The sequence below is a fragment of the Nostoc commune NIES-4072 genome, from assembly GCF_003113895.1.
Lineage (GTDB): Bacteria > Cyanobacteriota > Cyanobacteriia > Cyanobacteriales > Nostocaceae > Nostoc > Nostoc commune.
Window position 1 is genome coordinate 6,833,851 of record NZ_BDUD01000001.1, and the last position, 12,683, is coordinate 6,846,533.

Annotated in this window: 10 protein-coding genes and 1 pseudogene; 7 read left to right on the forward strand and 4 right to left on the reverse strand. The window is 39.4% G+C overall.

The genetic code is table 11. The features are described from left to right. Positions 1–125: 125 nt before the first annotated feature. The gene (locus CDC33_RS30615) at positions 126–1,172 is read right to left on the reverse strand and encodes a tellurite resistance TerB family protein (protein ID WP_109012129.1); all 1,047 of its coding nucleotides are present in this window, start codon (positions 1,170–1,172) and stop codon (positions 126–128) included. Positions 1,173–1,650: 478 nt separating this feature from the next. Here CDC33_RS30615 and CDC33_RS30620 point away from each other — a divergent pair, with 478 nt between their 5' ends. From CDC33_RS30620 to CDC33_RS30630, 3 genes are all read left to right on the forward strand, one after another. Beyond that, positions 1,651–3,579, forward strand: a complete 1,929-nt coding sequence (locus CDC33_RS30620; RefSeq protein WP_109012130.1) for an alpha-amylase family glycosyl hydrolase — start codon at positions 1,651–1,653, stop codon at positions 3,577–3,579. Between the two features lie 547 nt (positions 3,580–4,126). Then, on the forward strand, positions 4,127–4,846 hold the full coding sequence (locus tag CDC33_RS30625; protein ID WP_109012757.1) for a hypothetical protein: 720 nt from the start codon (positions 4,127–4,129) through the stop codon (positions 4,844–4,846). Between the two features lie 137 nt (positions 4,847–4,983). Beyond that, positions 4,984–5,721: a class I SAM-dependent methyltransferase gene (locus CDC33_RS30630; protein ID WP_109012131.1), complete on the forward strand. Its 738-nt coding sequence runs from the start codon at positions 4,984–4,986 to the stop codon at positions 5,719–5,721. A gap of 159 nt (positions 5,722–5,880) precedes the next feature. Here CDC33_RS30630 and CDC33_RS30635 read toward each other — a convergent pair whose 3' ends face one another. Continuing rightward, on the reverse strand, positions 5,881–6,288 hold the full coding sequence (locus CDC33_RS30635) for a hypothetical protein (RefSeq protein WP_109012132.1): 408 nt from the start codon (positions 6,286–6,288) through the stop codon (positions 5,881–5,883). A gap of 357 nt (positions 6,289–6,645) precedes the next feature. Between CDC33_RS30635 and ppsA the strand changes: the two genes are divergently transcribed. Further along, a complete protein-coding gene (gene ppsA / locus CDC33_RS30640) occupies positions 6,646–10,329 on the forward strand; it encodes a phosphoenolpyruvate synthase (protein ID WP_109012133.1) in 3,684 nt (1,227 codons plus the stop codon). A gap of 34 nt (positions 10,330–10,363) precedes the next feature. On the opposite strand, the gene CDC33_RS30645 is transcribed toward ppsA, so the two are convergent. Both CDC33_RS30645 and CDC33_RS30650 read right to left on the reverse strand, forming a co-directional pair. Then, positions 10,364–10,759 (reverse strand): type II toxin-antitoxin system VapC family toxin, encoded by a 396-nt coding sequence (locus tag CDC33_RS30645; protein WP_109012134.1) that lies wholly within the window; start codon positions 10,757–10,759, stop codon positions 10,364–10,366. Then, positions 10,759–11,046 carry a hypothetical protein gene (locus CDC33_RS30650; RefSeq protein ID WP_109012135.1) on the reverse strand — a complete coding sequence of 96 codons (288 nt, stop codon included), beginning with the start codon at positions 11,044–11,046 and terminating at the stop codon, positions 10,759–10,761. Before CDC33_RS30650 ends, CDC33_RS30645 begins: the two co-directional genes overlap by 1 nt. Positions 11,047–11,163: 117 nt before the next feature. Here CDC33_RS30650 and CDC33_RS41745 point away from each other — a divergent pair. The 3 genes and pseudogenes from CDC33_RS41745 to CDC33_RS30665 form a co-directional block, all read left to right on the forward strand. Next, a pseudogene (locus tag CDC33_RS41745) lies at positions 11,164–11,403 on the forward strand (element excision factor XisH family protein); the annotation flags it as partial. After that, positions 11,373–11,732: a XisI protein gene (locus tag CDC33_RS30660; RefSeq protein ID WP_109012137.1), complete on the forward strand. Its 360-nt coding sequence runs from the start codon at positions 11,373–11,375 to the stop codon at positions 11,730–11,732. The pseudogene CDC33_RS41745 and the gene CDC33_RS30660, both read left to right, overlap by 31 nt. Positions 11,733–11,879: 147 nt before the next feature. After that, a complete protein-coding gene (locus tag CDC33_RS30665) occupies positions 11,880–12,452 on the forward strand; it encodes a GNAT family N-acetyltransferase (protein WP_109012138.1) in 573 nt (190 codons plus the stop codon). Positions 12,453–12,683 lie beyond the last annotated feature (231 nt).

Sequence of the window (12,683 nt, forward strand, 5' to 3'; positions counted from 1 at the left end):
AGGGTGAAGTTAAAAACTATATTTAGATGTTATTTAATTCACATTCCTTAGTCTACTTCAGTAGACTTTAGCTTGTAGCCTTGAACTTTAGTTCCAGGCGGGTGACAAAGCCAACATTTTATGCCCTAAGTAAACTCTATAGTCTCAACAAACTCTAAAATACTTTCTTTGATGTCTTCAGCTTCTTCTTCAACGGAATCGGGAGTTTCGCCATTAATAAAGCTGTGCTGACTACTAACTATATACAAAAATTCACCACTGATAAAGGTGAGTAGCCCCCGGTAAGCGTCTAATCTGATCGCAGTTCCATTATTTTCTTGCTTAGAAATCGTCGAACCTTTGGGCATATCAATTAGCACGTAGTAAGCGCCTCGCAAAGTGTCTGCTAGATATTCGGTATACTCCACAGAAGCATCTGGGACATTGGCAAAAATTGCCTGGGGTACATACTTGTCTACTAAAATTGTTTGTAAATATTCTTCTTGTCCAACAGACTCCAGTTCCTCTAACTGTTCTAGAGGGAAAGGATAATAATCGATTCTCAGCAGAGTACCAATGTCATCGGAAAAGCCAACAACTCCTTCCTGACTTTGAATTCTACCTCCCTGCTGCGGATCAACCGGAATCGGCACAGCAAAATTACCTAAAGGAGATTGATATATCTGTTCGCTAAAATCTTCTATGACTACTGTCTCATCTTCGTCGTCTGCATATTCTTCTTCTGCTTCCTTAAAGGCTGCAATTACCTCCTTAACGATTTCCTCTGCTTCTTCATCTTCAAGTTCCAAGGCTGCTTGTAGCTTTTTGAGGTAGGCTTGTTTTGATTTCGGGATGGCGAGGTCATCGTCTAAAAGCACTATCACCCCAGCAGCAAAACCATCCAGTACCAATTCATCTGAGAGAGATACTTTGGCAGTGTTAAACAGGGGCCCAATTCCCTCTTCTTCTGCAATGCCAATGAGTCTATCAACTATTTCTGTGATTTCATCTTCTGAGTATTCCTCAAAAACCTCGAATTCCCAAAGGATACCCGCTAAACTATCTGCATCAACATCTTCAATTAATGAATCAGCGATCGCAGTGACAGTTGCGATCGCCGCCACCGCTTCCTCTGGACTTAACGATTCCTCTGATGTCTTTGGTGAGTTAAAAACCTTGTCATATTTGGTCATAAATGCTACCTAAATTAATTCCTTGATAGTAATAACAGATTGAAAGTGACAATGGTCAGTTTAGCAATGAAGCGAATTTTCTAGAGAAAAAGTTGGCTCACAGGTAGTTTACTCACTATTGCTCAGGTATAACAAAATCTTATTGACAGCTAATCTTTAAGGAGTTAAGGTCTTCTAAAATCTGTTGTCGAATATACACTTAAACACGAGTTAGGCTCAATATTTACCGCAAGTCAACTTAATTAAATATTGTAAATTTTTGTTATCAAGCAATTATCGTTAATAACTGCTCTATTCCTTTGCTTTTATCCTCTAACAGATGAATTATATCCACCGATAGAATTATAAACTAGCTAATGATAGATACTTACACCGTGGGACGGATGTCACAATACCAAAGTTTGTAGTGACACACAATACTCGAAACGTTGTACTGTTGGTCTACAAGTATGAATTACATTAAATTTTGAGTTCTTTTATGGTACAAACTCCTCCATCTCAGTTTTCACCAGATCAATATAAAGTTGATTCTGCACAAGAAAAAGTAGAAGCTCTTATAGAAACACCAACAACAGACACTGAGATTGACTTAGAGTTTCTTTATACTAGAGATATTGAATTTCGTCAGGAAACCATTTACTTTCTTGTGGTCGATCGCTTTTATGATGGCGATCCAGATAACAGCGAAGGTGCAAACTCAGAACTGTATGATCCAACTAGACAAGATTGGGGCAAGTACTGGGGTGGTGACTTGCAAGGTGTTATTGATAAATTAGATTATCTCAAAAATATGGGGGTGACAGCCATTTGGTTAACTCCACTGTTTGAGCAGGTTGAAGAGTTATTTGTTGGAAATGCAGCCCTACACGGCTATTGGACAAAAGACTTTAAACGGATTAATCCTCGCTACATTGCTGATGGCGAAAATCCTTCTTTAAACGCTACGCAAGAAGAAAAAAATACCACCTTTGATCGGTTAGTTACAGAACTGCACAAGCGGAATATGAAGCTGGTGCTAGATATTGTCTGCAACCATAGCAGCCCTGACACTAGCGGTAGCAAAGGTGAATTGTATGATGATGGCGTTAAAATTGCTGATTTCAATGATGATGTCAATAATTGGTATCACCACTACGGCGAAGTGCAAAACTGGGAAGACGATTGGCAAGTACAGAACTGTGAACTATCTGGTCTAGCAACCTTCAATGAAAACAATACTGAATATCGTCAGTATATTAAATCAGCCATTAAACAATGGCTAGACCGGGGTGTAGATGCACTACGGGTGGATACTGTCAAGCACATGCCTATCTGGTTTTGGCAAGAGTTCACTGGTGATATGACCAATCACAAACCAGATGTATTCATTTTTGGTGAATGGATTTACAGTAATCCTACTGACGATCGCTCGGTGGAATTTGTTAATCACTCAGGCATGACACTGCTAGACTTTGGGTTGTGCGTGGCAATTCGAGCCGCACTAGGGCAAGGTTCAGAAAATGGATTTCACACAATTCAATACATTTTTGACCAAGATTATCGCTACAACGGGGCTACAGAGTTAGTTACCTTCATCGATAATCATGATATGTCTCGCTTCCAATCGCTGAACCCCGATCCGGCGATGCTTAAGGTTGCGATCGCCTTAATTATGACCTGTCGCGGTATTCCCTGCATCTATTACGGTACAGAACAATATCTGCATGACGACACCGATGGCGGTAACGATCCCTATAACCGCCCAATGATGGAAAATTGGGATACTGAGAGTGAAATTTATCGTTGCATCAGGTTACTATCTGGCTTACGGCGACTGAATCCAGCCGTATCAATGGGTAGCCACTGGCAAAAATACTTAACAGCAGATATTTACTGTTATGTACGCCGCTATCGTGACTCTGTGTGTTTTGTCGCTTTAAACCGGGGAGGAGAAGTTACTCTATCAGAAGTAGAAACAGAATTACCCGATGGAGAACATACTTGCGTGGTGACTCGCAACAAGTATGAGGTAAAAGACGGCAAGATTTATGACTTAGTACTAGAAGAACGCGGAGTGCTTGTTTTCAGCCACGTTGGCGAACGAATCAAAGCACAAACAATTGTCCGTGTGCAACTCAATGGTGTGGATACCCAACCCGGCGAAACCATTGTGGTGACAGGAGATTGCCCAGAGTTGGGTAACTGGGATATCAGCAAAGCATATCCTTTAGAGTACATCAACCAAAATACTTGGTCTGCTGAAATTCCCTTTGATGAAAGTACTGGTAAGTTAATTGCTTATAAGTATGCCATGTGGCGGGAAGGGCGATCGCCTCTGCGCGAAAATCTCGTAAATCGTCGCTGGGTGATTGCCAAAGAAGGCACTGTAAAATGGCGTGATACCTGGGCATCGGGAAGAGAATCGTAGAAATATCGAATGAAGTATCAAGAGTGAAGAATTAAAATTTTGATTCTTCACTTTTTATTACTTATAAATTTTAAGTAATAAAAAATACACAAATAAGTGTATTGAAGCGCAATGTGCGCCATAGTGTATTAGTTTACAGTGATCTGGATCACACTATTTTCTGAGTAAAATATAGATAATATCAAGCACATAAATACCTAATAACTGTCAAAAGTATTGTAGAGTGTGTTAGAACAGAGTTCGTAACGCACTATTATCAAGGGTTTGATGCCGTACTCTCCGTGCTAACACATCCTACAGATATTTTCTCCAAATCAAACCGGATTCCTATATTTTAGTTTACAGTGATCTGGATCACACCACTTTGTAAGTTAGAATAACTAATATCAAGCAGATAAGCACCCAAAACTGTTAAAGAGAGGGGCAGAAAGGCTTTAGCTTTTACAGGATAAAAGAATAGATCATAGCTTTATAATCGCTCAACTCAGCAGTTTTTAATACTTACCAACCAAGTCATCTAAAAAAAATGAGAAAAAGGTAAATGGTAATGTTCGACCTCTTACTGAAAAATCAATTAAGTGCTCCAAAAAAACTAAAATTTAAAAATGAAATTTTGGCACGAGTTCAAGGTCGAAATTCAGAAGCTTTAAATGACGAAGTAGAGTTTTATAAAACTGAATTACTTCCCTATTTTATAAAGTTGAGCCAACAAAATCCTGTTTTTAGTGTTACAGAGCAATTACGGCTTTTAGTGGGTGTTTGGACACCAATCTGGTCTACCATATCGTTTCATGAAAGTTTACCACAAAGAATACAAGAGCAGTCCTTCCAAATTTTCCAGCATGATGGTTACTGTGCCAGTGTAGCTCGTTATATAATGGGAAAAGAGCAGTCTTTATCCGAGAATTTTCAATCAAGATTACCAGCTTATGATTTCATGTTAATCCAAAAATATGAAGTTCAAAATGGGAAATGGTATCTTCAAAATATTGATAGATTTCAGGCTTTTACAAATAGAGAAATTCCTCTAACTTTAGAATCAGTCTACAACTGGTTTACTCATGTAGTTAACAATAAAGTCCAACTGAACGCCTCGAAAGAGGTTTCACCTAAAGCTTTAAACAATGATGTTAATGTATTTCAAAAAACATCTTTAGTAACTTCTCAAGTATTTGAGCATTTATATATAGATAATGACTTGCGACTTGTGAAAACTCAAACAGATGCCTCACATTTACCTAGTTATACAATTGCTGTGAAGAGGTAATAAGTAGAAATAAGAATTCCTGTAATCCAAATACTTTTTGTCAGATGCCAAGTTTAGTCCTAAATCTAAAAATAAGCATAACCAAAAATCTTACTATTCGTTGAAAAAATAGTTTATTGAATCCAGATATTAATTTTATGAATAAGTGGTACAAAGAAGACCTGGCATTTATTCATGATGACGGTTTCCGTGACTTCGCTCTCAAATCCGCTCCCGGGATCTTAGAAATCTTGGCTCAAAACAAAATACATGATGGACTAGTAGTAGACTTGGGTTGCGGTAGCGGTTTATGGGCAAAAGAACTTAGCAAGGCTAATTATCATGTTCTCGGAGTTGATATTTCTGAGTCGATGATTAATATGGCACGAACAAGAGTGCCGGATGCTGAATTTCGGATCGATTCACTATTCAAAACAGATATTCCACCGTGCAATGCTGTCACATCGATTGGTGAATGCCTCAGCTACCTGTTTGATTTAGACAACGATCGCCAAATTCTTGTTCAACTGTTCCACCGCATATATAATGCCTTAACTCCTGGGGGTGTATTCATCTTCGACATTGCAACAACAGGACAAGTCGCACAGGGAACCACAAGTAAAGGGTTTACCGAAGGAGATGACTGGGTAGTACTCGTTGAAAAGCAGGAGGATCACGAGCAAATAACTTTGACTCGTCGAATTATCAGTTTCCGCAAGGTAGGGGAACACTATAGACGAGCTGACGAAGTACACTACTTGCGGTTATACGAAACGACAACTGTTGAAAGTGAACTCCAGCGCGTGGGTTTTGAAGTTGAAACAACCCATAGTTATGGTAAATACCTACTGTCAAAAGGTCATGTAGCATTTATTGCACGCAAATTATATGAATAAATATCTGAATTAAATCCAATATCTAATTTTTTTTGCTATGGTGATCCCAAAGGAATTGTTAAGTACTTACGAGGTGTCAATCAAGTGACTAATCGATGAATTTGTATATTAAAATACAAATTTATAGAGATATTTTCTCTATAAAGTGGATCTGTTTTGTTACTTATTCGGTTGGGCAATACGCGCTTCAATGTCTTCCAATGTTTGTAACAATAGACGACTTGCCTGTAATTGCCAACCCCATTTCTGAATTCTAAAAGCTAATACAGTTCCAACTATAGCAGCTAACAAACAGATGGGTTGATTTAAAGAAATTCCGAATAACAAACCCAATCCAGCAATTCCCCAAAATGGTAAAGCTGCTGCTTGTCTTTGTTCTTCCACAATTTGACTAATCATATTAGAAGATTGCTTACTAGCGAGTAATACCTCTTTGACTTCTCGCTGTTCGGCTGCTGATACTGACAAACCTATTTTGCGCCGTAGTTTTTCAATTTTGCGGGCATCTGTGCTGTACTCTGTTAACTCATCTTCTGCCATTTTCAGCAGTCGTTCTAGTTGCGCCATTATGCATTATGTCCGAATCTGATACAGCCATTATCCCGAATAATTGTTATTTATGGACTATAGTTTGGTATTTAATTTCATAATCCAAAATCATGCTACTAGCTGTAATATCTAAAATTGAATATGGAAAAATATACTAGTACGGCACGGCGGAAATAGAGCAACCATTAAAAATCTCTAAAGAGCTTATTCCATAATACTTTTGACTTTTGAACGCCAGTTGCTTCTCCTGTCGGAGACGCTGCGCGAACAAGTCGGCAGAGCCGCCCAACGCACTGGCTCCTTTTGGCTTTTGACTTCTGCCTTGCGGTTAGCGGTTACGCATTGACAAATTGAGCATAAACTTAAAAGGTAATTATGACTACAGTATCTAAAAGCACATTATCTCCATCTTCTCAAGAGCGATCGCTCATCTTGTGGTTTGATGAAGTTGGTATTGATGATATCCCCGTAGTTGGTGGTAAAAATGCCTCACTGGGCGAAATGATTCAACAGCTAACGCCTAAAGGTATTAACGTTCCCACAGGATTTGCCACTACTGCTTATGCTTATCGTTATTTCATCAAATCAGCAGGGTTAGAAGCAAAACTACGCAAACTCTTTGCTGACTTAGATGTTGAAGATGTCAAAAATTTACGAGAACGGGGGAAAAAAGCGCGATCGCTCTTAATCCACACCCCATTTCCTGTAGAATTGCGAGAGGCGATCGCTAAAGCTTACCAAAGTCTTTGTGAACAATACAACGCAGAGACAGATGTTGCAGTCCGTTCTAGTGCCACCGCCGAAGACCTTCCAGATGCTAGTTTTGCTGGACAGCAGGAAACTTACCTCAACGTTGTCGGTGCTGAAGGAGTTTTAGCAGCTTGTCACAAGTGCTTTGCTTCCATATTTACCGATCGCGCCATTTCTTATCGTCACACCAAAGGATTTGATCACTTTAGCATTGCTCTAGCTGTGGGTGTGCAAAAAATGGTGCGTTCAGACTTAGCAACCTCTGGGGTGATGTTCTCAATTGATACAGAAACCGGATTTAAGGATGCAGCATTAATTACAGCCGCCTACGGTTTAGGCGAAAACGTTGTCCAGGGGTCTGTGAACCCTGATGAATATTATGTTTTTAAACCAACTTTAAAAGCTGGTTTCCGCCCAATTATTGATAAAAAATTGGGTAGTAAAGAACTAAAAATGATTTATGATGACGGCTCTAAATTTACGAAAAATGTCTCTGTTCCACCCAGAGAAAGAGGCAAATTCGCCCTGAATGATGAAGAGATTTTACAACTAGCGAATTGGGCATGTTTAATAGAAGACCATTATTCCCAAGTCCACGGCATTTCCACTCCAATGGATATCGAGTGGGCAAAAGATGGAATTACAAATCAACTTTTTATTGTGCAAGCGCGTCCCGAAACCGTGCAGTCGCAGAAGACGGGAAATATATTGCGGAGTTATCGGTTGTTATTGGGGAATAGGGAATGGGGAATAGGGAATGGGGAAAAATCTTCTCAATCTCCACTTCCTGATTCCCAATCTCTAATTCCCGTTGTTACGGGACGGGCGATTGGGGAAGCGATTAGTCAAGGAAAAGCACGGCTAATTTTAGATGTTCAGAAACTCGAACAGTTCCAAGTTGGGGAAGTTTTGGTAACAGAGAGAACTGATCCCGATTGGGAACCAATTATGAAACGCGCCAGTGCAATTGTTACTAACTCTGGTGGTAGAACATGCTTTGATGGCGAAACCAAAATATTAACCAATAAAGGGTTTATGACCTTGCGTCAGATTTATGAGCAAGGTTATGAAGGTTTGCTAACTCTATCATTAAATACCCAGACAAACAAAATAGAGTGGCAACCAATTCTTGATTCCATGAAAAGACAATCAAAAATGATTAGCGTCAGCGTCTCTCAAACAGGTAGAATTACTGACAACTACTTACGCTTAACACCAGATCACAAAATGATTAATATCAGAGGTGGCGAATATCTAAAAACTGAAATTCAAGATATGCTTGCAGCCCAAGAAATGGTGGTAATAGCAGAGAATATTCCGCAGTTGGGTGTACCCGAAAAAGAGAATATCAAGATGGCTTATTTATTAGGGGGTATACTCACAGATGGTTCTATTTATAGAAGCCGTACTCATGGAGAGGTACAGTTTATCCAAAAGGATACTTTGCCGAAGCAGCAATTTATAGCAGCTATGCAGGAATGCATGAATACAGTTTATGATAAACCATTTGTTGCTCATCTCAAAAAAGCATCTTCTGGCTCAATAAGAGGTCAATTAGTAGTAGGTCAAGCAACAGCTTATAGACTCTACTCTAAAAAAATAGCCTATGATTTGCATGAAAAAGAGCAAAGTATTGTGAGTATGTTGCTCAATAACTCTGTGGAATTTGCTTATAATTTTCTGGCAGGTGTGATTGATGGAGATGGTTGTTACTTTAATAATCGCATTCATATATATGCGTCAGAAGAACTGCTATTACAAGCTATAATTGTGGCTTGTTTAAAAATAGGGACTGTTCCTCAAGTGACCAAAAATCGAGGAATACATAATATACAATTGGTTGAGAAATTAGCAGAGATATTGCAATTTACCAACAGGGTTAAAGGGAAAGTTAGCGATAGAGTAATACAAACACGCTTCTTTGCTACCAAACAACTATTTGATGACAATGCCACAGGACAGATAAAACTCAGAAGAGATAATAATTTTCTGATTTCTGACAAACAACTACATAAAATTGGCAAATTCAATCGCCTACTTGCAGGCGATATTCGGATGCATCGGGTGGTTGCAGTTGATGAAAAGATTCATGATGATGTGTTCAATATTACAGTTGCCGAACATCATAACTATGTTGTATTCACCAGCAAATATACACCAGTAATTGTCTGTAATTGCCATGCAGCGATCATTGCGCGAGAATTGGGTGTACCTGCGATCGTGGGATGCGGCAATGCTACAGAAATTTTAAAACCTGGTCAAGAGGTAACAATTTCTTGCGCTGAAGGGGAAGAGGGAAAAGTTTATGCAGGCTTATTACCTTTTGAAGTGGAAGAAGTTCCTTTAGAGAACTTACCCCGCACTCGCACTCAACTTTTAATGAATGTGGGTAATCCTCAAGAAGCATTGAGTTTATCAGCAATTCCCAACGATGGCGTAGGTTTAGCACGGACAGAATTTATCATCGCTAACCAAATTCAAATTCATCCAATGGCATTGATTCACTATGATTTGTTAAAAGATGAATTTGCCAAAGCGAAAATTGCTGAAATTACTGCACTTTACGACGATAAACCCCAGTATTTTGTAGATAGATTAGCCCAAGGCATTGGTAGAATTGCGGCGGCATTTTATCCCAAACCAGTAATTGTGCGAATGTCAGATTTCAAAAGTAATGAATATGCCAATTTGTTAGGTGGGCGACAGTTTGAACCCCACGAAGAAAACCCAATGCTCGGTTGGCGGGGGGCAGCGCGTTACTATGATGAAGGCTACAGAGAAGCTTTTGCCCTAGAATGTGATGCTATCAAACGGGTACGAGAAGAAATGGGTTTGACAAATGTTATCCCGATGATTCCATTTTGTCGTACTCCCGATGAAGGGCGGTTGGTTTTAGCAGAGATGGCAAAAAATGGTTTAAAGCAGGGTGTTAACGGCTTGCAGGTTTATGTGATGTGCGAGTTGCCTAGTAACGTTATTCTGGCTGAGGAATTTGCTGAGGTATTTGATGGCTTCTCGATTGGTTCTAATGATTTAACTCAGCTGACATTGGGGATAGACAGGGATTCGGCGTTGGTAGCCAGATTGTTTGATGAACGCAGTCCAGCTGTGAAACGAATGGTGAAAATGGTCATAGAAACAGCGAAAAAATGCGATCGCAAAATCGGCATTTGTGGGCAAGCACCCAGCGATTACCCAGAATTTGCCCAGTTTTTGGTTGAACAAGGAATTGACTCGATTAGTCTAAATCCAGATTCGGTTTTAAAGACAATGCTGGAAGTCGCAAAAGTTGAGGATATTAATTTGTAATTTGTAATGAAGCTCGTTCCGACGCTCGATATTTTCAAGTTTCTAACCAGTTATCTAATTTTAAGTTGGGAATATTTTCAAAATCTTTGATATTATTAGTAACCAGAATATCGTCACGAGAACGAGCCACAGCAGCAATTAAGGCATCAAATTCTCCAGTTGGTTTCCCAATTATTCGGAGTTCACTTTGAATCTTGCCAAATTCAATAGCTGCTTCTATTTCAAATTCTTCCACTGGTAGTAGTTCTAGAAACTGTGCTAATATCTCTAGATTCTCGGCTAATTTTCGAGAACAATAAACACCTTTGTATAGCTCTGAAACTACAATGATGGACAGATAGCATTGGCTGAAAAATCGATTGAATTTAGTAACAGCTTGGGGATTTTCATTTAGCAGTGCAATGCAAATGTTGGTATCTAATAAATACATTAGCCATTATCCTGATTATCAAGTGAGTCTATAATTCTGCCTTGATAAGTATGACGCTGTTGGTCAATTTCTGTAAATATTTCTTTTAATTCTGGTTGGTTTTTCCAAGCCCCAAATAATTGATTGAGTCTAGCTAGTCTCTTATCGTCTGTTAATGATGATTGTGGTTCTGCAATTTTATTGGCAATAAATTCTACGTCTATAATGATTTCTGTCCCATCTGGAATATCATTAAGTTGTTCTGAAATCTCAATGTTTTGACCACGTTTTATACCTCTAAGTTTCATGTTTAATTACCTCCTGTAATTATTAGTTGATGGTGATAGTTAACCGCTATTAGTTAATAATTATCAAAATAAACTCATTTGTCCCCCTCCATTTAAGGGTATCTCACTAGCAACTCACAAGTAGCAGACCTAGAACAGGTAATTGGTCAGTACTTTACCTACCTTGCTGTAATGTCCCGCAATTATCCAGATAGGGTTTTGTATATCGCTGTTCATGAGGATATTTTTACTGACATTTTTGAGGAAGAGCCGCTTGGTAAACTTATATTGGAAGACTACAAAATTCCTCTGATCGTTTTTAATCCAAAGCGAGAGGTTATTGTCCGATGGCTAATTTGCAACAATACAGGCAGCTAATTTGCAGCATTCTTACTGAACATACAAAGATTCCTTACTCTTACGGCAATATTCAGCATGAAACTATCTTTGATCGAGAACAGGATCGATATTTGGTAATGATTCTTGGTCGAGAACCAGTACCAGAACTCTCTCCAACTGCAACACGCCGCGTTCACGGCTGTCTGATTCACATTGATATTATTGATGGCAAAATTTGGATTCAACGTGATGGCACTGAAGAGGGGTTAGCAAGGGAATTAGTAAAGGCAGGTATCCCAAAGGATCGGATTGTGTTAGGGTTTCGGTCTGAAGAACTGCGGAAAGATTCAGAATTTGCAATCGCATAGCCAACGGTAGTTAAACTTCTGGATAATTGCCCATAGCATAGCGATCGCTATATTTTGTTTGTGTAATTGTCTACAAAACTTTTGACTGCTTAACCATAAGTATCTTACTATTTTGCAGAATGGCAATTTATTTTAGCCAAAAGCAAGATGACAAATCTTTTGGAAACCGAACGCTTGCTCATTCGCAGTTGGATACCCGAAAGCGATGCCGAACAAGCGTTTGCAATTTACAGTGATCCTGAAGTTACGCACTTTCTTGGTAAATCTTCTCGCGTTACAAGTATTGAGTCACAGCGTCAGCGCTTGATTGAAGGTATCGAGCGAATGCACCAACGCAACAATGGTACTGGAGCTTGGGCAATTGTTGAAAAGGAAAGTACAACAATTGTGGGAACTATCCTTCTTAAACAATTGCCCGACAAAGATGGTTTACCCACTCAAGATTATGAAGTAGGCTGGCACTTAAGGCGAGCTTCTTGGGGTAAAGGGTATGCAACAGAAGCTGGACGGGTTATGCTCAATTACGGATTTAGTGTTTTGAACTTGCCAGTAATTTATGCCGTAGTGAAGCCAGAAAATCATGCTTCAATCCGTGTAACAGAACGATTGGGTATGAAACCAATAGGGCGGACAAACAAGTATTACGGCATTGAACTACTCCTGTTTCAACTAGATGCACCTGAAGAGTGGAGAGAGAACAGGAAAGCAGTTCTTGAGTAGAGGGTAGGGGGGCAAAGAAGTGGAGTTCAAAGACTCATTGGCAAGTATCAAAGACTCATTCACGAGTATTAAACCAATTCGCAATTCGCAATTCGCAATTCGCAATTCGCAATTCGCAATTCGCAATTACGTTTTGTGACGGGGATTTAGACCCCGACACAAAACGTGCTGCCTATCTTGCTGGGGACTTAAACCCCCAAAGTTCGTTAAAGACTCATTCCCTATTCCCCA